The following is a 20,963-nucleotide window of genomic DNA, read 5'->3' as shown; positions in this document are numbered from 1 at the left end:
TATTGCAGGCCGAATGACAGCTTCCCCGGCCATTGCCGGTTGTGATCGCATATGACCCGACCGCGTCGGCGCCCAGATTGGCGGCCTCCTGGCTCAGGAATTTCGTGTCTCCCGCGAGCACGATATAGGGCTCGCCGTGACCGGCGGCGTTGGCGTCCGATCTGAACTTGCTCAGTTGCGTGCGCAGGCCCTGCACGCCGCCCCAGCTTCGCTGCACATCCGCAGCCTTGATGAAGCCCAGGAAATAGAGCGGCCGATCGCCCTCCACCCTCAGATAGTTCTTGTCCGCCATCAGGCCGATATGCTCGTGAGGAAGCGCGGACAGCTTGGCCGCCGATCCCCAGCGGCCGAGCTCGGTGAACATGCAGTATTTCAGTTCGGCTGCCTTGGGCCGGGTTCGGAACGCGTACAGGGCTTTCGACATCGGGTGGTTTGCCCCGTAGCCGGCGAATGCCCAGTAATCCAGTCCGGCAAAGATGGCCTGGTCGATCTCCTTGTCCATCTCGGTCTCGATCGAGCTCGAAAAATCAAGCGCGTTCGGATCGCGGTTGATTTGGGCGCCGAAGAACGGAGCGCGCCAGCGATATTTTTGCGGACCGAGCGATTGCTTCATGGCTTCGGTCGGCTGCGAGCCGGGCGAATACCAGGCGTCCCAGCGAATGGCTCCGACGAGAGGTCTCGGGGGCGCCGCTGCGGCAGCGCGAGCGGAACCCGGAAAGCCGAACGAGCGGGGCACGAGGCTTGCGGATAGCGACGTCAAAAACACCCGTCGCGTCAGCGCGAACGGCTTGCGGGTTGCTTCGTTCCCATTGTGCATTGGCGATCTCCGATCGTTCCCGGCCTGTGGCGCGGTTTCGTGCAGATGACATCGAGCCCGCTACTCTATTGTATTGATTTCCCTCGAAATAACCTTACAACAGTTAAGTGTGAGCGCTGTGTGTTATAGCCTTATTCCTGCAGGATAAGTGCGCTATAGGGAAGTCGTGGCGCGAGCCAATGTTAATTCGTCGATCTCCGGGGAGCGGCTCAGGTTGGACATGGAAATTCCAGCATTGTCTAGTTTCAGCTCAGGCGTGAATCTCGATGCGCTTCCAGCAAGTGAGATCGAGACGAGGCTTAGAGATTTCTTTTCGGGGCGGATCGCAAATCCGAAACCCGACGATCTGATCCAATCGGTCAACCAGTTGGAGCAGCAATTCGGCGATTACAAGGAATTCCAGTTCGCGAAGGCGGCGATGCTCGTGCAGGCATGTGATTTCGCCGGAGCGCGTGGAATCCTTCTCGACCTCGTCAAGCAACTGCCGTCGGACTCGCGGGTCTTGCATCGGCTGGCGATCGCGGATCTCAACATGGGGGCGGCCCATGAAGCGCAGGACGTCTATCTTTCGGCGCTCGCTGCCGCCCCGAAGAGTGAAAATCTGCGGCGAGAATTCGCTGGTCTGCTGCGCGTGATGGAGGCGAAGAAGCTCTACGCCGGCGTCGATCGGAAAAAGCACGGGCTGGCCGCCGTCTGCGCCATCAAGAACGAGGGCGAGGATCTGCTGGAGTGGCTGCACTTCCACAGGCTGGTCGGCATCGACCATTTCTATCTCTACGACAACGGCAGCACCGACAGCACGCGTGCCGTGATCGAGTCGTTCCCGTGGCCCGAGATGATCACCTACCATTTCGTGGACGGGGAATTCGGTCAGATGCGCGCCTTCTCGCATGCGATCGACAGCTATCGCAATTGCGCGGAATGGTGCGCCTTCATCGACGCCGACGAATATCTGTTTCCGACCAAGGCCGGCAATATCAAGGACGTTCTGGCGGAGGTCGGGCCGGCGCCGGCCGTGGCGGTGCATTGGTTGAACTTCGGCTCGAACGGTCACGACGCCAGGCCGGTCGGCCTGTGCATCGAATCCTTCACGCGTCGGGCCCCCGATGACTTTCCGGATCATTTCATCATGAAGTCGATCGTGCGGCCTGACACCATCGTGTCCTACCTGCATCCGCATCAGTCGCTCGTCCTGGGCTGCTACGTCCAGGAGGACGGCACGCCAGTCTTCCCGATCGGCGGGCGCTGTACCGCTCCGAAGCGCGACAAGCTCGTGATCAATCACTACTATACGAAGTCACGGCAGCAATTGCTGAAGAAGCGCGAGCGCGGCCGGCCGCTCGCCGATGGCGATCCTGAGAAGATCCGCGCGATGGAGTTCTTCACGTTGCGGGATCGCAACGATATCGAAGACGCTACCATTCAAAGGTTTGTTCCGGAGCTGAAGAAGCTGGTCCAGGGCTGAACCGGGCGGCAGCGATGGCCTCGCCGATGGAGGGCGTGCCGGTGCACGCCCGATCCAGTTCAGTTGAAAAGCGCTTGTTGTCGCAACGGCCTGCGACCGGCCGGCGGTTACAGCGGCTCCAGCCGGTACTTCGCAAGCAGCCGTTGCGCGGCGTCGAGGTCGATCTCCACCGGTCTTTGAAACACCGACATATTGTTGGCGCGCGCGATTTCCCGGGCGACGGTGCGCACCGAATGGTAGTGGGGACGGTTCTCGAAGTCGTGAATTGCGATGAAAGCGCCGGGTGAGCCGTGCAACAGGCACTGCACGAAGCAGGCCACGCGAAACCGGCCGTCGACGAAGTACAGGTCGGCGGTCCTGCTCTCCGGACGCTGCCAGACACCCTCGTGATAGTTGGGCCAGGAGCTCTCTTTCTCCTTCTCGATCGGATAGCCCCACTCGCGCAGCTTGCCGATATCCACATGCAGCAGCTGCGGCTTGGTGTTTGCCTCGCGCGTGGCATCGCCCACATTGGCGAGCCACTCCGAGGAGGAATCGATCGAAATCACCCACTCTTTCCTGGTCTGGCAGGCCAGCCAGGTGCTTCCTCCCGAGCCGAATTCCAGATAGCGCTTCGAGAGATCCACGAAACTCTTGAACAGTGTCAGTTCCTGACCGTCCATTGCGATCTTCATGGCGGGACCCCGTGGTTTCTCGATTTGCTGTCTGGCGGCTGGCTGCCAATCCACCGCGGGAAGGCGGTCGCGGCTCGTCAAGCCGAGATGAGATCCGGTTCGATCGTCATCGTGCTGCTCGGTTCCCTGTTGGCTGTCCACGCCGGTGATGTTGAGGAGATCGGCCGGCTACTGGTTCAATCCGACACGCTCCACCTTGTAGCCTCGCTCCAGGATCGCGCGCCACCAGGGTTGCTCGTCGACATACCAGCGGACGGTCTTGGCGATGCCGGTCTCGAAATTTTCCTCGGCGCGCCAACCGAGCTCGGTTTCGAGCTTGGTGGCGTCGATGGCGTAGCGGCGGTCGTGGCCGGGACGGTCGGCAACGAAGTTGATCAGCTCGCGACGCGGGCCGGACGAACTGGGGGCGATCCCGTCGAGCAGGTCGCAGATGCTTTCCACGACGTGGAGATTGGTGCGCTCGTTGCGGCCGCCGACATTGTAGGTCTCGCCGACCTCGCCGCGCTCCAGCACCAAGGTCAGCGCCTTGGCATGATCCTCGACGAACAACCAGTCGCGGACGTTCTGGCCGTCGCCATAGACCGGCAGCGGCGCGCCGGCGAGCCCCTTGATGATCATGTGCGGGATCAACTTTTCCGGGAAGTGATAGGGGCCGTAATTGTTGGAGCAGTTGGTCACCAGCGTCGGCAGCCCGTAGGTCTCGTGCCAGGCGCGCACCAGATGGTCCGACGATGCCTTGCTGGCGGAATAGGGAGAGTTCGGCGCATAGGCCGTGGTCTCGCTGAACAGCCCCTCATCGCCGAGCGTGCCGAACACCTCGTCGGTCGAGATGTGCAGGAAGCGGAACTGGTCGCGCTTCTCCGGCGACAGCGTGCGCCAGTGGCGCAGCGCCTCCTGCAGGATCGTGAAGGTGCCGACGATATTGGTCTGGATGAATTCGCCGGGACCGTCGATCGACCGGTCGACATGGCTTTCCGCCGCAAGGTTCATCACCGCATCGGGCTGATATTTCTCGAACAGCCGGCGCAGGGTCTGTCCCTCGCAGATGCAGGCCTTCTCGAACGAGTAGTTCAGGCTTTCGGTGGCGCGGGGCAGCGAGGCGAGGTTTGCCGCATAGGTCAGCTTGTCGATGTTGACGACGCGGGCATGGGTGTCACGCAGAAGATGGCGGACCACGGCGGAGCCGATGAAGCCGGCGCCGCCGGTGACGAAGATCGTCGATCCCTTAAACCGCATGTTTGAGCACCTCTGCGTTGCGGGGCTGGCCGTGGAACGAGCGGTAGACCGACAGCAGATACTCGCCGTAGCTGCTCTTGGCGGTCTTCTGCGCCACCCTGGCGAAGGCTTCGAGCGAGATGTAGCCCTGGCGCAATGCGATCTCCTCCGGGCAGGCGATGCGCAGGCCTTGGCGCTGCTCCAGGATCTGGACGAAATGGCTGGCCTCGACCAGCGAGGAATGCGTGCCGGTGTCGAGCCAGGCGAAGCCGCGGCCGAGCACCTCGACAAACAGGTCGCCACGCTCGAGATAGACCTTGTTCACGTCGGTGATCTCGATCTCGCCACGCGGCGACGGCTTGATGCCGGCCGCGATGTCGACCACGTCGTTGTCGTAGAAATACAGTCCGGTGACGGCGACGTTGGATTTCGGCCGCTTCGGCTTCTCCTCGATCGACAGCGCCCGGCCGGTCCCGTCGAGCTCGATCACGCCGTACTGCTCCGGCGCGTTGACGACGTAGCCGAATACGGTGGCGCCCTTCTTGCGGACCGACGCCGCCGACAGCATGCTCGGCAGGCCGTGGCCGTAGAAAATGTTATCTCCTAACACAAGAGCGACGGAATCATCGCCGATGAACTCGCGCCCGACGATGAAGGCGTCGGCAAGACCCCGCGGGGTCTCCTGCGTGGCATAGGCGAAGCGGACGCCGATCTCGCTGCCATCGCCGAGCAGGCGCTGGAATAGCAGCTTGTCCTGCGGCGTGGAAATGATCAAAATGTCTCGAATTCCGCCCAGCATCAGCGTCGACAGCGGATAGTAGATCATCGGCTTGTCGAAGACAGGCAGCAACTGTTTGGAGACGACGGTGGTCACTGGATAGAGGCGCGAGCCGGTGCCACCGGCAAGGATAATGCCTTTCATGGTCCCTCACATTTTGACTGTCAAAACATAACATATGGCGTGCGCTGCACAAGTTTGTTATGAGAAGAAATTAACATTTCTGGCTGCTCAGATCGGAACCAGTGTTAAATGAATGTCATCAAGACCGCGCTACCCGAAGTCCTGATCGTCGAGCCGAAGCTGTTCGGCGACCAACGCGGCTTCTTCCTGGAGACCTACCAGTTCCCCCGTTACGTCGAGCACGGCATCGCGCGCCCGTTCGTGCAGGACAACATGTCCCGCTCGGCCTATGGCGTGCTGCGCGGACTGCATCTGCAAAACCCGTTCACCCAGGGCAAGCTCGTCACCGTGCTGCGCGGCAAGGTGCTGGACGTCGCCGTCGATGTGCGCGTCGGCAGCCCGAATTTCGGCCGGCATGTCGCGGTGGAGCTGAGCGAGGACAATCGCCGGCAGTTGTGGGTGCCGCGCGGCTTCGCCCACGGCTTCGTGGTGCTCTCCGAGACCGCCGACTTCTTCTACAAATGCGATGATTTCTACAGCCCCAAGGACGAGCTCTCGATCCGCTGGAACGACCCCGCGATCGGGATCGCGTGGGGTGTCGACAAGCCACAGTTGTCGGCCAAGGATGCGGATGCGCCGCTGTTGGCCGACGCCAGCAATCTTCCGACCTATGGACAAATCTGATGCGGATCTTGTTGACGGGAACGCGTGGCCAGGTCGGCAGTGCGCTCAAGCCGCTGCTCGAAGGTCACGCCACGATCATCGCACCGCCCACCGCGGAGTTCGATCTCGCGAAGCCGGAGCGGTTGATGGCGCAACTCGACGGTCTGAAGCCCGATCTGATCATCAACCCGGCGGCGTATACGGCCGTCGACCGTGCCGAGGACGAGCGCGAGCTGGCGTTCCTGGTCAACGCCAGGGGGCCGGAAGCGATCGCCAAATGGGCCGCTACGAACGGCGTGCCGCTGGTGCATTTCTCCACCGACTACGTTTTCAACGGTTCAGGCGACCGGGCCTGGCGCGAGGATAGCCCGACCGGGCCGCTGTCGGCCTATGGCGCCAGCAAGCTCGCCGGCGATATCGCGATCCAGGCGGCGGGCGGCGCGCATCTGATCGCGCGCACCTCGTGGGTCTATGCCGCCACGGGCAGCAATTTCCTGCGCACCATCGCGCGGCTCGCCGGCGAGCGGAAGGAGTTGCGGATCGTGGCCGATCAGACCGGTGCGCCGACCACGGCGCGCGCGATCGCCGGTGCGGTCGCCGGCATCGTGTTGCCGAACCTCACCACGCTGTACGATCAGCTCAAGCGCAGGGGCGGTGTCGTCAATCTGGTTTGTGCCGGCGAAACCAGCTGGCACGGCTTTGCCAGCGCCATCGTCGACGGCCTGAGGTCGCGCGGCGCCACGCTGGCGGTCGAGACCATCGTTCCGATCGCGACCGCCGATTTCCCGACCAAGGCCGTGCGTCCAGGTAATTCGCGGCTCGATCTGTCGCGGCTGAAGGCGCAGTTCGGCGTGACGATGCCGACCTGGCAGGACGAGCTGGCGCGCGAGCTGGATGCGTTCGTGCAACTCGGTACGCCCGCCCACGCCTGAGATCGTCATCGCGCGTCGGCTGAAGCGGAGTCGGCTGAAGCAGACGCGTCAAAAAGTCGAGCCCCGTTCCGATTCATTCGAAACGGGGCTCCAGGATTGAACCGGGGCGCGACGGCGTGGCCGCTCAGCGCGGCCGGCCGATGCTGTCGTAGGTGAAGCCGTGCGTGGCCATCTCGTCAGGACGGTAGATGTTGCGCAGGTCGACGACGACCGGATGCTTCATCTCCTGCTTGATGCGCTTGAGATCGAGCGCGCGGAACTGGCGCCACTCGGTCACGATGACGAGCGCATCCGCCTGTCGCGCGCACTCATAGGCGTCGTTGCAGTACTCGATTTCCGGCAATTCCTTGCGGGCCTGCTCCATGCCGACCGGATCGTAGGCGCGAACCTTGGCACCGAAGTCGATCAGGCCGTTGATCAGCGGGATCGAGGGCGCCTCGCGCATGTCGTCGGTGTCGGGCTTGAAGGTCAGCCCGAGCACACCGATGGTCTTGCCGCGCAGCTCGCCGCCGAGCACGTTGGCGACCTTGCGCGCCATCGCGCGCTTGCGGTTGTCGTTGGCGGTCAGCGTGGCTTCGACGATCTTCAGCTGGACGTCGTGGTCGAGCGCGGTCTTGAACAATGCGCGGGTGTCCTTCGGGAAGCAGGAACCGCCATAGCCCGCGCCGGCATGCAGGAACTTGGTGCCGATCCGGTTGTCGAGCCCGATGCCGCGCGCGACCTCCTGCACATTCGCTCCGACCTTCTCGGAGAGATCGGCGATCTCGTTGATGAAGGTGATCTTGGTGGCAAGGAATGCATTTGCGGCGTATTTGATCAATTCCGCCGTGCGCCGCGCGGTATAGAGGATCGGCGCCTGGTTCAGGTAGAGCGGGCGATAGACTTCGCCCATCACCCGCTTGGCCCGGTCGTCCTCGGTGCCGACGACGATCCGGTCGGGATGGCGGAAATCCTGGATCGCCGCACCCTCGCGCAGGAATTCGGGGTTCGAAGCAACGGCGAAATCGGCATTGGGATTGGTCTCGCGGATCAGCCGTTCGACCTCGTCGCCGGTGCCCACCGGCACGGTCGACTTCGTCACCACCACGGTGAACTTCCTGAGCGCCGCGCCGATCTCGCGGGCGGCGGCGTAGACATAGCTCAGGTCGGCATGGCCGTCGCCGCGCCGTGACGGCGTTCCGACCGCGATGAACACGGCATCGGCATCGCCCACGGCTCCCGTCAGCTCCGTCGTGAAGGTCAGCCGACCGGCGGCAGTGTTGGTCTCGACGAGCTTATCGAGGTCGGTTTCGTAGATCGGGATCTTGCCGCGCTTCAGGGCTTCGATCTTGCCGGCGTCCTTGTCGACGCAAACGACCTGGTGGCCGAAGTCGGCAAAACACGCTCCGGAGACGAGACCTACATATCCCGTTCCAACCATTGCAATCTTCATGAATCCGCTCGTCGATCAGTGTGGAGAGGAGGGGTTAGCACTAGCACAATTGGCGCCGATAACGCCAAGTCTTATAACGCATGGATTGTGTGGGAGCTCGGCGGCTTTTTGTGCAAACGGTGAATGGCTCGGTGCAGTTGAATGCTCGCTAGTCACCTAGGGCGCGCCATGGACACATTCTCAACTTGAAATCGACCGACAATCGGCCCGCCGTTTGAGGGGTGGACATGAGCACGAAGACGATTGGCAAGCAGAGGCCCTCAGGAGCTGAATACGCGTCGTTGCAAACGCAATTCACCAGATGTGATCGCACGACGTTTTCCGGATTTGTGTATGACCGCGCCGATCTCGGCCGGCGCTATACCGTCGAACTGCTGATCGACGGCGAGCCATACATGTCATCAATTTGTGACGAGTTCGTAACAGAGCTCGCCGCCGCCGGGATCGGCGACGGCCGCTTTGGCTTTACGTTCAGCTTGCCAGATCAGGTCAGCGCGAGCGCCGGGATCGTGGAAGCGCGATTGGCGAATCTCGGCAGTCCCGTCGGCGTACCGATTCGCTGTGACGTCGCGCCGGAAGGGCGATGGCTCCGGATCTGCGAGATCGAATGGGCTGGAGGTTTGCGGTTCGAGGGCTGGGTTGCGCAGGACGTCGACGAGGACGTCGAGATCCTGATCGCGCAGCGGCCGCTGATGACGGTGAAGCCGACCGGCTGGACCAACGTCGCGCGGGGAGGCGAGGTCGGCGTCGGGCGCCGGATCGATTTCAATCTGCCGGAGCATCTTGCCGATGGTCGCGTGCGCGGGCTGACCGCGCGGACCATCTCGGGCCGCAGCCTGGTGTCCGAGCCGATCGCATTCGTCGCGTTCGATCGTGGATTGGAGCAGGCCATCGCCGAGCTCGGACGCTGGGATAGCGAGCGCTTGCGCGGACAGCTGTTCGATCGGCTGGTGCCGGCCTCGGTGCCGCTGCACGCCTATCGCGGCTGGAAGGAGCGCTTCTCGCCGACGGTGCAGTCCGACGTTCCATCCGAGGCGGCGGTCGTCCTGATCGGCGAGGTCAGGGTGGACGAAAGCATCGAGAGCCTCGAAGCGCAGCAACACGCGGCCTGGTCGGCGGTGTGCCTGCCGGCGCGGGACTTCAGCAAGTTCGATCCAAAGGCCGTGCGTGAGTTCGTCGATGGCGATGCGGCCAACAGCTCGTTCTTTGTCTTCTGCCTGAGCGGGACGATTCTCGCGGAAGATGCCTTGCAACGCTTCGCCGCCGCATTCGCCGCCGAACCGGACTGCGATCTGGTCTATGGCGACCTCGAGGTTTCCGCCGGCGCGGTCTGGCCGCTGGCGTTTCCGGCATTCGATCTCGAGCGCGCGCTGGAGCAGGGCTATGGCGCGTATTGCTTTGCCGTGCGCCGGCACCGTGCGCTGGAGGCGATGCAATCGGCGACGTCGCTCTACGACATCTTCCTGTCCTGCGTGGAGCCTGCGCGAACCTACCATCTGCCGGGATCGGTGGCGGCCTTGCCGCAGATCGATGCATCGGCCGCGGCTGCCGAACTCGCCGCTGCGAGCGAAGCATATCTGGCGAGGGCCGGCGTCGAGGCCAATGTCGAGCCGCGAAAGGGCGGGCTCCTTCCGGCGGTTCAGGTCAAGCGCGCCGTCGATTGGGATGAGCGGACCACCATCATCATCCCGACCCGGAATCGCGCCGAACTTCTCAGGCGATGCATCGAGACGGTGACGCCGGCCGCGCATGAGACCAACGCCCGGATCCTCGTCGTCGACAACGGCTCGACGGAGCCCGAAACACTGGCCTATCTGCAACGCCTTCCGGCGGAGGATATCGACGTCATCTCGGTCGAGGGGCCGTTCAACTTCGCACGCATCAACAACGCCGCGGTCGATTTCGCCGACACGGAGAACATCTGCTTTCTCAACAACGACATCGAGGCGCTCGACGACGGCTGGCTGGCGGAGCTGCTGTGGCGGCTCGCCGCGCCCGATGTCGGAGCGGTCGGCGCGAAGCTGCTGTGGCCGAACAGCGTCGTGCAGCATGGCGGGGTGGTGCTCGGAACCAGGTTCTCGGCCGAGCACGCCTTCAACGACCGGATGGACGGGGATCCCGGCTACGGCGACCTGCTGCATGTCGCGCACGAATGTTCGGCGGTGACGGCGGCGTGCCTGCTGATGCGAAGGCGCGACTTCCTCGCCGTCGGCGGCATGGACGAGATCCGCTTTCCGATCAACTTCAACGATATCGATCTGTGCCTGAAGCTGCGTCAGCTCGGCAAGCGGATCGTGTTCACGCCGGATGCGAAGCTGGTTCACATGGAGTCGGCCAGCCGCGGTCGCGATGCCGCGCCGGACCGCAAGTCGCGCTTCAAGCACGAGCTGTCGATGCTGCGTGCGAAATGGGGCGAGGTGCTGCTCGACGATCCCTATTACAGTCCGCTGCTGGGGCTGGATTCGACGCCGTTCTCCGCGCTGGCATGGCCGCCGCGATCATGGAAGCCGCGCGCCAACCTGCCGCCGATCCCGACCGTTCCTCCAATCGGGATGTAGCAGGGGATCCTCGATCAGCCAGTCGCGCACTGTGGCAACCGTTTCAGCGACGCCGGAATCGGGCCGCAGCTCGAGGTCCGCTGTTCGGCCGTCGCCGGATGCGGAGGTCCACGCCGTCGCCGCGACCGGGAGTCCGGTTGCCAGCAGCGCGTCCGCCAGCGGATGTCCGAACATCGGTTCGCCGAGATCGAGAACGAGGTGCGTAATGCCGTGACCGTCGATCAGCGTCGCGACGTCGTCAGCGGCGGGTTCACCGGTGATCATGACATTGGCGCGCTGCATCAGCTTGAGATCGTCGAGCGTGTGGCCCAGCACGACGATCTCGACGTCTTCATCGGTGTCGGCCATTTGGTCGCTCAATGCCCTGATGCAACGGAATTCCGTTGCGTTGCCGTGCAGGGCGAGCACGCCGGGACGCGGCGGGCCGTCCACCGCGCGATGCCGCGTTGGTGCGGTGGAAGGGGTGTGTGGCCTGGCCGTTCGCAGACCGAGCGCCGCTTCGGCGAAATCGGCGCTACGCCGGTCGATTGCGTTCACGCGTCGCGCGCCCGCGATCAGGCTCGGCCAGTCCGGACCAACGCCCGATCCGATCGGCCGCGGCGTGGCAAGCGCAGTGTCGATGATCAGGAGATCGTAGGCGAAGCGCTGCGTCAGTTGCGCAAGGCACGCGCCGGGGACGCGGCTCGGCTCCGCGATCTCGAGCGAGCGGATGTCGAGATCTGCGAGAAACGTCAACAAGGCCTCGCGGCCGTGGTCCGTCGCGACGTCGAATGCAAGCGACTGTGGAGCACCGCCATCCGGATCGAAGATCGAGGCCAGTTGTTGTCGTCCCTCGGGACGGAAATGCGCGATCAGGCCGCGCGTGCCCTCGTTGGCGAGCTGGCGGCTTCGCCCGATCGCGATCGCGCGGCCGGCGGGTGAGCCGCAGAGGATGACGTGTCGGCCGCCGGCGTGCTTGTCATGGGCGTGCAGCGCGAGCTCGAGCGCTGCGCGGCAGTCACGCAGCGGATCGGCAATCAGGAACGCGGCGCACTCGGTGGCGTAGCGCCGGTAACGGTGCTCGAGCACGCGAAGATTGCGCATCACCAGCGAGCGTTTCTCGCCGAGGAACGAGCGCGAGCCCTCGTGGCCGACGAGGACCGAGGGGATGCACACGTTGCGGAAGCCGGCTTCCGCGGCGCGCAGGCAGAAATCGACGTCCTCGAGATAGCCGCGATAGAAATCGTCGGACAGTTCGCGCACGGCATCGAGGCATTCGCGGGTGACGTACAGGCAAAACCCGATGCCGTTGGGGATGTCGATGGCGATCCCGGAATTTGCCCTGCCTGCAAGCTGATCCAGCAATTCTAATTCGCCGGGCGAGGGCAGCGGATTGGAGCGGTTCGGGACCGGAAAACTGGTGTATTCGCCATTGTTCGAGAGCGGCGTCGCGGTGCCGACGCCCGGCGTCGATCGCACGGCGCTTCGCAAGCGTTGCAGCGCGTGCTTCGGCACGATGGTGTCGGAGTTCAGCAGCACGACGTCACCACCGTTGGTCTCGCCGAGCGCCCGGTTGACCGCGCCGACGAAGCCGAGATTGTGCTGGTTGGTCAGAATTCGCATGCGCGGCTCCGTGGCCAGCCCGCCGAGCAGGCGCTTGATGTCGGGCTCCGGCGATGCGTCGTCCACGATCAGGATGGTCGCGCCCGGCGTGCAGGCGACGGCGGCCAATGCGCTGTCGATGCAGGCGCGCGTCGCGGCGAGGTCGCGGTAAACCGGGATGATGACCGTGAGTGCGGCTGCGTCGCCGTTTCGCGCGCGGGCCGGTCGCTGGGGCGCGCCGCGATGCTCCGGGGCGCGGTTGGCCGGCAGTTGGACGCTTGCGATGACCTTGTCGCCTTGCGTGATCTCGAGGCGTTGCGAGGTCGCGGATGCCGGTCGCATCAGGCGGAAGCCGGCGGCCCGCCGATCATCGCGCGCGAACCGGTGGCTGGGATCGGACAGAAGCTGGACGGTGCTGGACTGATCCGCCTGCACCAGCGAGAGATGTGGATCATCCGGCCCTCGCCATGTCACCCAGCCCTTCACCTCCTCGTCGAGGAAGTCGACGCGGGCGCAACTGTGCTGGCCATTCTGCTCCAGCAGCACCAGGGCGATCCTGACCGAATCCGGATCGTCATCGCGCCGCGCGACGCTTCGCGCCGCTTCGATCTGCTGCGGGCCGTCGCCCCATGCCAGCATTCGCCGCGCCGCGGCCAGGTCGTCCGGCTCGAGCTCGAGCGCGCGGGCCACGCTGGTGACCGCGGCGTCGGTGAGATCCAGGCGAAACAGCGCTTCCGCGCGCAGCAGATGGGCGCGGGCGTCCGGATGGGGCAGGATGCGGCAACGGCGGTCGGCAAGCGCGAACGCCCGGCGGAAGTCGCGCGCCTCGAGCGCCTCGACGGCAGCGCGCTCGAGATCGATGTGGTGGAGCGCTCTGGACGAAAAGCGGGTCCTGCGGGCGTCGGCGGTCAAATGTCGCCCTTGGCTGCCCGCATCTCAGCCCGCCGCCTTGACGGCGCTCTGACGGCTCCGGAACACGCGCACGCGCCCCTCCAGGCGCGGGAACGCGTTGGCGGGCTCGGTCTGCCGGGGCTGCATCGGCGCGAGCGGCGCCGACTGGGCTCGGTGCTCTTCGAGATTGAGCTTGAGGCCCACCAGCGGCTCCCGTCCTGAGGGGCCGGAGACCACGATCCTGTTGCCGGTGACGCGCAGCGCCGGAGCCCCGAGGAAGATGGTCTCCGCGGAGATGGCGTAGCGATCGGCGCCGGGGCCGCTGGCTTCCAGCGAGAATCCCGTGATGGCCAATGCGCGGCCCCGGGTTCCGGCGAAGGTGCCGAGCGGAACGAGCTGGTTGTCGCCCCGCTGCGGCCGGGCAAACCTGACGGCATATTGCAGGGTAAGGTCCTGCGGCTTGTTGGGCCAATCGAGGCGGATTCCCTCGATCCGGGCCGGAGCCGACGGTCCGGCGATCCAGGCATTGCTGCCGACCGTCACGTCGCCAAGCCCCGCCACATGCGCAAGCAGCTTGAGGTCGTTCAGCTCGGCCGTGCCCGGATCGGGCCCGAACGGGTCGGCGGACTGGCTGGCCGGCTGCTGTCCGGCCGGATGTCCCTGGGTCAGCGGTTCGATCTTGATATTGGCGGCGGTCGAGCCCCCGACGCGCCCCGCCGTGACCTCGACGATCACGCGGCTCGGCCGGGCGACCGAGACGACCAGCGCGCTCTCGGGCGCGAACAGGGTTCCATTGGCCACGTCAGGGCCGGTAATTATGTTACAATTGTTAAGACTGGCGCGATCCGCATATACCCGCACCACCGGAGGTGACAATTTATCATCTGCGCCATTGTACCGGACCAGGAAGAGCCCGCGGGCCAGGTCAATGGTTTTCTGCTGCATCTGTTCGTTCATCGCCGCCTGCGCGCCTAACGGAATGGGTCGATATGTCTGCTGCACAGTGTGCCCCAAAAATCTGTGTGATAGAAGGGGTCTTAATGTTAATCCGATAAGATTGTTTCGCCGTGCATATCGAAGACACACTTCCGGTCATGATATCGACCCCGACTCCAATCCAGAATCGCGCGGCCGGGGAGCGCGCTCGCCCGCCCATGAACGTCCTCTTCGTCCACAACAACTTTCCGGCCCAGTACCGACACATCGCGCGCGCGCTCGCGGGGCGGCCCGGTAACCGCGTCGTTGCGGTCGGCTCGTCGACTGCGACCGCCGCACCGGAGATCCGGCTGCTGAAATACTCGACGACCAAGTCGGATTCCGCCGAGGTGCATCCCTTCGCGCGCCGCTTCGATGTCGAGGCGCGGCGTGCGGAGGAAGTGCTGTATGCGCTGTCTTCGCTGTCGGGGCAGGGCTTCGTCCCGGACCTGATCTTCGCCCATCCCGGATGGGGCGAGACGCTGCCGTTGCGCACGATGTTTCCGCGGGCACGGATCATCCTGTATTGCGAATTCTTCTACGGCGCCGAAGGCAGGGACGTCGGTTTCGATCCAGAGTTTCCCATGACCGGCCTCGATGGCAACGTCGCGCTTCATCTGAAGAACGCGACCACGTTGCTGGCGCTCACCGAATGCGATGTCGGCGTGTCGCCGACGCCATGGCAGCGGTCGACCTTTCCGGCCGAATTCCGCAGCAAGATCGAGGTCATCCACGAGGGCGTGGACACCGACGAGGTCAAGCCGAATCCCGTCGCGCGGTTTCGGCTTCCCAATGGCGCGACATTGTCGGCGGACGACGAGGTGATCACCTACGTCTCGCGCAATCTGGAGCCGGTGCGCGGCTTCCACGTCTTCATGCGGTCGCTGCCGGGGATACTGGCGGCGCGGCCGAATGCGCAGGTCGTGATCGTCGGCGGCAGCGGGACCTCTTACGGCGCCAATCCACCGAAGGGCTCGAGCTGGAAGTCGATGTTCCTGGACGAGATCAGGTCGGACATCGACCTTCGCCGCGTGCATTTCCTCGGCCGGATTCCGCGGGAGCAGTATCTCGAACTGCTCCAGGTTTCCTCGGTGCACGTCTATCTGACCTACCCCTTCGTGCTGTCATGGTCGCTGCTGGAGGCGATGAGCGCGGGCTGCGCTGTCGTGGTGTCCGATACCGCCCCGCTGCGCGACATCATCTCGGACGGCAACGGGCTGCTGGCGCCGTTCTTCGACATTGATGCGTTGTCGGATCAGGTGGTCTCGGTGCTGTCGCGGCCCAAGGCCTTCAAGCGAATGCGGGCGAAGGCGCGAAGCTTCGTGAGAGACAATTACGACGCAAAGCGTGTCTGCCTGCCCCGGATGCTGACCCTCGTTGGATGAAGGCGTCCTCCCGCGCATCCGTGCGGGGACGCCAGGAGTTTGCGATGCCGCTTGTCATCTCAGTTGCCCAACGCAAGGGCGGGGTCGGAAAGACGACCCTTGCGGTCCTGCTCGCCGGAGAACTCGACCGGCGCACCCGCGCGGTCGGCCTGGTCGACGCCGACTCGCAGGCGTCGGCCTGTCACTGGGCCGAGCCAGGCAATCTGTCGTTTCCGGTCTACCAGCTCGATCCGGAAACCCGGCCGGTCGCCGAATGGGCCAGGCTGATGCGCCAGATTCCGCATCAGATCATCGTGGTGGACTCCGCGCCCAACGATCGCGTGCTCGGCGCGGTGCTCGCGGTCGCCAATATCGTGCTGATGCCCTGCACGCCGTCCGGCCTCGACATCGAGGCCACCGCGCGAACGCTCGATATCGTCCGCGAGGTGCGGGCAACGCGGCAGACCGCGCTGCGTGCCATGATCGTGCCGAACCGGGTCGACCAGCGCACCCTCGAAGGCCAGCAATTCATCGAGGAGCTCGATACGTTTGGCGAGCAGATCGGGCCGATGATCGGGAGCCGCTCGGCCTATGTCCGCGCCTTCGCGTTGGGGCAATCGGTCGCCGATTTCGCCAGTGGCACGCCCGCGGATATCGAGATCAAGACGCTTGCCGATCTCGTCATGAGCTGGGCCAGGATCGCGCCGAGGCAATTTGCGACGATTTAACATCTGGCGCCGGCTGCTTCACAATGCGGCGCGCGTCGTCGAGGCATCGACATGAAGCTGGCCGGCTTGGTCACGATCGCAACGCTGCTCGCCACCGGCGCCCCCGTGCTCGCACAAGGCACCACGCAGGGCGCAACCCGCTATTCGATCGATGGGCCGGGCGGTGGCGTTCCGACATCGCGGCCGCCGGCAACCCGGCCGGTGCCGCCGGCGGCGACGATCTATCCGTATGGGAGGCCGCCGCGGCATGCGCCGCCGGCCGGGCGGCCAAGCAACCTCTCGCCTGGGTCGCGCTGATCCTCGGTCGCGCGGAACGGGTCGGGCAGGCCCCAACCTCTTAACGCTATTCCGATCGTCGTTTTGCCGCGCCAGCGGGAATGTCGTACCCATGCGGTCGCTGCGCCTGTTGAGACGCAGGATTGGTCCGCACAGGGACGATATTTCCAATGGCGAGCAAGGGTTCGATCCTAATCACGGGCGGTGCGGGATATATCGGATCCCATTGCGCCAAGGCCGTTGCCGAAGCCGGCTATCTCCCGGTGGTGTATGACAACCTGTCCACCGGTCACCGCGATTTCGCGCGATGGGGACCGTTGACGATCGGCGACGTCGCCGATCACGCAAAGATCACCGCGACCATCCGCGAGCATGGTGCGCTCGCCGTGATGCATTTCGCAGCCTTCAGCGCGGTCGGCGAGTCCGTGGCGGATCCGCAGAAATACTATGCCAACAACGTCTCCGGTACGCTCGGCCTGCTGCGCGGCATGCGGGAGGCGGGCTGCGACCGCCTGGTGTTTTCCTCGACCGGCGCCGTCTATGGCAATGCCGGACGCGATCCGATTCCGGAGAGCGCGGCGGGTCCGACCGTCAATCCCTATGGCCGCTCGAAATTCATGATCGAGCAGATCCTGGCCGACTATCGCGCCGCCTATCGGTTCAACTCGGTCTGCCTGCGCTATTTCAACGCCTGCGGCGCCGATGCCTCCGGCACCATCGGCGAACTCCGCGATCCGGAAACTCACCTGATCCCGCGCGCGCTGATGGCGTTGCAGGGGCATGTTCCGGACTTCGCGATCTTCGGGGAAGATTACGACACGCCCGACGGCACCGCGGTGCGCGACTACATCCATGTCGACGACCTCGCGGCCGCGCATATCGCCGCGCTCGAGCTGTTGTTGAAGGGCGATACCGGTGGGGTGTTCAACCTCGGCACCGGCACCGGCTATTCGGTGCGCGAGGTGCTCGACGCGATCCGCAGCGAGACGGGCGAGGCGGTGCCGAGCGTGGTGCGCGAACGCAGGGCCGGCGATCCGCCGATCCTGGTGGCCGATCCCTCCAACTCGGAGCGCGGTCTCGGCTTCAAGGCGAGCCGCTCGGATCTCGGCCACATCATCCGCTCGGCCTGGGCGTGGCACCGGAAAGCGCATCCGCGCCGACGATAGCGCGGTTTCGAGCTAAGTGGGTACCGGTTCGCGTCAAGAGCTGGCGCGGCGGCTTCTGCCGCAAGGCAGACGCCGACGCTCAACTCGGGGAATGCTTGGCAGGCGATCGCAGCCGGGCGAACTGGCTTTGCAGCACGAGCAGAATGAGGCGACCCGCGCCGATGCCGGCGAGACCTCCGACCATCTTGACGACGGCATCGAGCAGCCGGCCGTGGCGGTCCGGCGTGAGCAGTTGCATCGCTTCCAGCGTGAAGGCGCTGCACACGATGAAGATCGCGATCAATGCCGTGCGCCGCGGGTAACCCAGCGCAAAGCCCAGCGCCATCACCGCGAAGGCCGCGAAATGCTCGGTCTGCGGATTGGCAATCGAGGGGCGGTCCTGGATTGGGGACAGCGTGACGAAGGCGATGAAGGCGAGCGTAAGCCAGCCGGTGATGGCTCCGCAAAGCCGTATCATTGAAACAAGCGACAACGCGTAGTCTTCCCGGTCCAACTGTGCCAACGCCCCGCGATCCGATTAGCGCATCACTGTCGTCGGCGACATGGAAATGGTCAGCGAAGGTTAACCAGACTGCCGCGGCGAGCGGGCATGACGCATTGTCGATACCCGTTTCATCGGCGGCCTGTCGGTCACATTGTTTTTCAGTTTGAGGTATATTATTACCTCAAACTGAAACCCAATCCCGCTTCATGCGCATCTCATCCGGGGACCCGGCGGCGCTTGCACCGACTCCGGGGATGGTGCACCTGACGAAAAAATTAGATTGGCGCTGCGGCTCCATTCATAAGCCGTTCACGGCGGGAAGCCTCATTTGATGTCCGATATCGCAATGCTCACTCTCGGAGGCCAACGTGCGTCTGCTCGTCGTTGAGGATGACCCGGATCTGAACCGCCAGCTCACCACGGCACTGACGGATGCCGGCTATGTGGTCGATCGCGCATTCGACGGCGAGGAGGGGCACTTCCTGGGCGACAGCGAGCCCTATGACGCGGTCGTGCTGGATATCGGCCTGCCCAAGATGGACGGTATCTCGGTGCTTGAGGCCTGGCGGCGAAACAAGCGGGTGATGCCGGTGCTGATCCTCACCGCGCGCGACCGCTGGAGCGACAAGGTTCAGGGCTTCGATGCCGGCGCCGACGACTATGTCGCAAAACCCTTCCATCTGGAGGAGGTGCTGGCGCGGATTCGTGCGCTGCTGCGCCGCGCGACCGGGCATGCCCAGGTCGAGCTGGTGTGCGGGCCGGTGGCGTTGAACACCCGCACCAAGCGGGTCACGGTCAACGGCAATCCGATCAAGCTGACCTCGCACGAGTACAACCTGCTCGACTACCTGATGCACCATACCGGACGGGTGGTGTCGCGCACCGAGTTGGTCGAGCATCTCTACGACCAGGACTTCGATCGCGACTCCAACACGATCGAGGTGTTCGTCGGCCGCATCCGCAAGAAGCTGGAGGTCGACATCATCCAGACCGTGCGGGGCCTCGGCTACATGCTGTCGCCGCCGACCACCTAGAGCGGAAAACGTCCAAGCCGGTCTTGCAAAAGGCTCATGCTCAACAGGAAGATGAGCTGGCGGTGCGATAGTTGGAAACCCATCATGATCGCGCATCGCCGAGCGACATGGCTTGTTGGTTCGCCTGAAGAAAATACGACCGAACAAGAGGATAAGGGCGTATCCTGTCCTATCGGATGATGCTCTTAAGGCGCTTGATCGCCATGCGGGCATCGGCATGATCCGCGCCAGCAGGAGAGGACTGGATTCGCTGATGCCACGGCCCGCTGACACCATGTTCGAGCTCGTGGCCTGATGGGCGGCAGCTCGCTTGCCACCCGCCTGTTCGTCTCGGCGACCGCCTGGGTGGTGGTGATCCTGGCGATCACCGGCGTCATCCTGTCGTCGGTCTATCGCGACGCGACCGAACGCGCCTTCGACCGAAGGCTCAATCTCTATCTGCGCACCCTGATCGCCGAAGTGGCGACGCCGGACGAGCCCGCCGACCGCCAGTTCCAGTCGCTCGGCGAGCCGCTGTTCGACCTGCCGCTGTCGGGCTGGTACTGGCAGATCACCCGCACCGATACCGAAAAGGGCGAGACCCGTGCCTCGCGCTCGCTGTGGGACAAGAAGCTGCCGAAGCTCGAGGAGCATGGTGCGGAGCTCTCCGCCGCCGGCGTCCGCCTCGGCTATGTCGACGGCCCGGAAGGGCAAAGCCTGCGCATGGTGGAGCGGCCGGTCGATCTCGGCGCCGACGGCAAGTTCCTGGTCAGCGTTGCCGGCGACGCCACCGAGATCTTCGATGAGACGCGCAGCTTCGACTATTATCTCGGCGGCACCTTCGCAGCCCTCGGCATCGTGCTGCTGCTGACCACGATCTTCCAGGTGCGCTATGGCCTTGCGCCGCTCAAGCGGATTTCGGATGCGATCGCCGATATCCGCTCCGGCCGCGCCGAGCGGCTGGAGGGCCGGTTTCCGGTCGAGATCGCGCCGCTGGCGCGCGAGACCAATGCGCTGATCGACGCCAACAGGGAGATCGTCGAGCGCTCCCGCACCCATGTCGGCAATCTCGCCCATGCGATCAAGACGCCGCTGTCGGTGATCGTGAACGAGGCGGCCGCCCACGCCACCGACCCCTTCGCCAGCAAGGTGCTGGAGCAGGCCGACCTGATGCGGGACCAGGTCGCGCACCATCTCGAACGCGCCCGGATCGCCGCGCGCGCCACCATCGTCTCGACCATCACCGACGTCGCGCCCGTGATCGAGGCGCTGCGCCGGACCATGGAGAAGATCCACCGGGATCGCGACCTTTCCATCGAGGCCAAGGCCGACCCGGCGGCGCGGTTCCGCGGCGAACGGCAGGACCTGGAGGAGATGGTCGGCAACCTCGTCGACAACGCCTGCAAATGGGCCGCCTCGCAGGTCTTCATCGAGGTCGTCGTGGTCCCGCCGGAGGCGCCCGGCGCCGGGCCGAAGCTGCGCATCGTGGTCGACGACGACGGACGCGGCCTGTCCGAGGCCGAGCGCGCCCAGGTGTCGCGGCGCGGCCAGCGGCTCGACGAATCGAAGCCCGGCTCGGGGCTTGGCCTGTCGATCGTGACCGATCTGGCCGGTCTTTATGGCGGCAATCTCACTCTGGACGACGCGCCGATCGGCGGCTTGCGCGCCGAGCTCGCGCTGCCGGCGGTCTAAAGCGGGATGAGTTTTGATTAAATCGGTCTGACGCGCCCTCGGTTCACCTCTCCCCGGCGGGGAGAGGTCGGATTGCGGAGCAATCCGGGTGAGGGCTCTTGCTCTCTCGATAGACCGTAACCCCTCACCCGATTTG

At 64.6% G+C, this 20,963-nt stretch carries 17 protein-coding genes and 1 pseudogene; 10 read left to right on the top strand and 8 right to left on the bottom strand.

What is annotated here, in order from left to right; translation table 11 throughout:
- A pseudogene (locus tag B2W55_RS02560) lies at positions 1–613 on the bottom strand (hypothetical protein); the annotation flags it as partial.
- 571 nt (positions 614–1,184) lie between these two features.
- Here B2W55_RS02560 and B2W55_RS02555 point away from each other — a divergent pair.
- Positions 1,185–2,282, top strand: coding sequence for a glycosyltransferase family 92 protein (locus B2W55_RS02555; protein ID WP_244468628.1), 1,098 nt, complete (start codon positions 1,185–1,187; stop codon positions 2,280–2,282).
- A 107-nt stretch (positions 2,283–2,389) separates the two neighbouring features.
- Here the strand turns inward: B2W55_RS02555 and B2W55_RS02550 are convergent, their stop codons facing one another.
- From B2W55_RS02550 to rfbA, 3 genes are read right to left on the bottom strand one after another with little or no spacing between them, the layout of a single operon-like run.
- On the bottom strand, positions 2,390–3,097 hold the full coding sequence (locus B2W55_RS02550; RefSeq protein ID WP_244442138.1) for a hypothetical protein: 708 nt from the start codon (positions 3,095–3,097) through the stop codon (positions 2,390–2,392).
- Positions 3,098–3,124: 27 nt separating this feature from the next.
- Entirely contained in the window at positions 3,125–4,192 is a 1,068-nt protein-coding gene (gene rfbB / locus B2W55_RS02545) for a dTDP-glucose 4,6-dehydratase (protein ID WP_024579583.1), read from the bottom strand.
- A complete protein-coding gene (gene rfbA, locus B2W55_RS02540; protein WP_024579584.1) occupies positions 4,182–5,093 on the bottom strand; it encodes a glucose-1-phosphate thymidylyltransferase RfbA in 912 nt (303 codons plus the stop codon). The genes rfbB and rfbA overlap by 11 nt, the downstream gene beginning before the upstream one ends.
- A gap of 108 nt (positions 5,094–5,201) precedes the next feature.
- On the opposite strand from rfbA, the gene rfbC reads away from it, so the two are divergent.
- The gene (rfbC, locus tag B2W55_RS02535; RefSeq protein ID WP_024579585.1) at positions 5,202–5,756 is read left to right on the top strand and encodes a dTDP-4-dehydrorhamnose 3,5-epimerase; all 555 of its coding nucleotides are present in this window, start codon (positions 5,202–5,204) and stop codon (positions 5,754–5,756) included.
- On the top strand, positions 5,756–6,667 hold the full coding sequence (rfbD, locus tag B2W55_RS02530; protein ID WP_024579586.1) for a dTDP-4-dehydrorhamnose reductase: 912 nt from the start codon (positions 5,756–5,758) through the stop codon (positions 6,665–6,667). Before rfbC ends, rfbD begins: the two co-directional genes overlap by 1 nt.
- Positions 6,668–6,791: 124 nt before the next feature.
- Here the strand turns inward: rfbD and B2W55_RS02525 are convergent, their stop codons facing one another.
- Positions 6,792–8,099 (bottom strand): UDP-glucose dehydrogenase family protein, encoded by a 1,308-nt coding sequence (locus B2W55_RS02525; protein ID WP_024579587.1) that lies wholly within the window; start codon positions 8,097–8,099, stop codon positions 6,792–6,794.
- 227 nt (positions 8,100–8,326) lie between these two features.
- Here B2W55_RS02525 and B2W55_RS02520 point away from each other — a divergent pair, with 227 nt between their 5' ends.
- Positions 8,327–10,657, top strand: coding sequence for a glycosyltransferase family 2 protein (locus B2W55_RS02520; protein WP_024579588.1), 2,331 nt, complete (start codon positions 8,327–8,329; stop codon positions 10,655–10,657).
- Here B2W55_RS02520 and B2W55_RS02515 read toward each other — a convergent pair.
- Together B2W55_RS02515 and B2W55_RS02510 are read right to left on the bottom strand one after the other, a co-directional pair.
- On the bottom strand, positions 10,598–13,150 hold the full coding sequence (locus tag B2W55_RS02515) for a glycosyltransferase (protein ID WP_024579589.1): 2,553 nt from the start codon (positions 13,148–13,150) through the stop codon (positions 10,598–10,600). The genes B2W55_RS02520 and B2W55_RS02515 overlap by 60 nt on opposite strands.
- 24 nt (positions 13,151–13,174) lie before the next feature.
- Positions 13,175–14,086 (bottom strand): hypothetical protein, encoded by a 912-nt coding sequence (locus B2W55_RS02510; protein WP_024579590.1) that lies wholly within the window; start codon positions 14,084–14,086, stop codon positions 13,175–13,177.
- A 197-nt stretch (positions 14,087–14,283) separates the two neighbouring features.
- Between B2W55_RS02510 and B2W55_RS02505 the strand changes: the two genes are divergently transcribed.
- The 4 genes from B2W55_RS02505 to galE all read left to right on the top strand — a co-directional run bounded on the left by B2W55_RS02505 (position 14,284) and on the right by galE (position 17,638).
- The gene (locus B2W55_RS02505; RefSeq protein WP_024579591.1) at positions 14,284–15,489 is read left to right on the top strand and encodes a glycosyltransferase family 4 protein; all 1,206 of its coding nucleotides are present in this window, start codon (positions 14,284–14,286) and stop codon (positions 15,487–15,489) included.
- A gap of 44 nt (positions 15,490–15,533) precedes the next feature.
- Positions 15,534–16,196, top strand: a complete 663-nt coding sequence (locus tag B2W55_RS02500; RefSeq protein ID WP_024579592.1) for a ParA family protein — start codon at positions 15,534–15,536, stop codon at positions 16,194–16,196.
- A gap of 51 nt (positions 16,197–16,247) precedes the next feature.
- Positions 16,248–16,493 (top strand): hypothetical protein, encoded by a 246-nt coding sequence (locus B2W55_RS02495; protein ID WP_024579593.1) that lies wholly within the window; start codon positions 16,248–16,250, stop codon positions 16,491–16,493.
- A gap of 149 nt (positions 16,494–16,642) precedes the next feature.
- Entirely contained in the window at positions 16,643–17,638 is a 996-nt protein-coding gene (gene galE, locus B2W55_RS02490; RefSeq protein ID WP_024579594.1) for a UDP-glucose 4-epimerase GalE, read from the top strand.
- 79 nt (positions 17,639–17,717) lie between these two features.
- Here galE and B2W55_RS02485 read toward each other — a convergent pair whose 3' ends face one another.
- Positions 17,718–18,110: a VanZ family protein gene (locus tag B2W55_RS02485; RefSeq protein WP_192827263.1), complete on the bottom strand. Its 393-nt coding sequence runs from the start codon at positions 18,108–18,110 to the stop codon at positions 17,718–17,720.
- A gap of 380 nt (positions 18,111–18,490) precedes the next feature.
- Between B2W55_RS02485 and B2W55_RS02480 the strand changes: the two genes are divergently transcribed.
- Together B2W55_RS02480 and B2W55_RS02475 are read left to right on the top strand one after the other, a co-directional pair.
- Positions 18,491–19,156, top strand: coding sequence for a response regulator transcription factor (locus B2W55_RS02480; protein WP_024579596.1), 666 nt, complete (start codon positions 18,491–18,493; stop codon positions 19,154–19,156).
- A gap of 294 nt (positions 19,157–19,450) precedes the next feature.
- On the top strand, positions 19,451–20,827 hold the full coding sequence (locus tag B2W55_RS02475) for a sensor histidine kinase (protein ID WP_024579598.1): 1,377 nt from the start codon (positions 19,451–19,453) through the stop codon (positions 20,825–20,827).
- Positions 20,828–20,963 lie beyond the last annotated feature (136 nt).

It is taken from the genome of Bradyrhizobium sp. UBA2491 (assembly GCF_002341725.1).
Taxonomy (GTDB): Bacteria; Pseudomonadota; Alphaproteobacteria; order Rhizobiales; family Xanthobacteraceae; genus Bradyrhizobium.
This window is presented reverse-complemented; position numbering and strand designations above follow the sequence as displayed.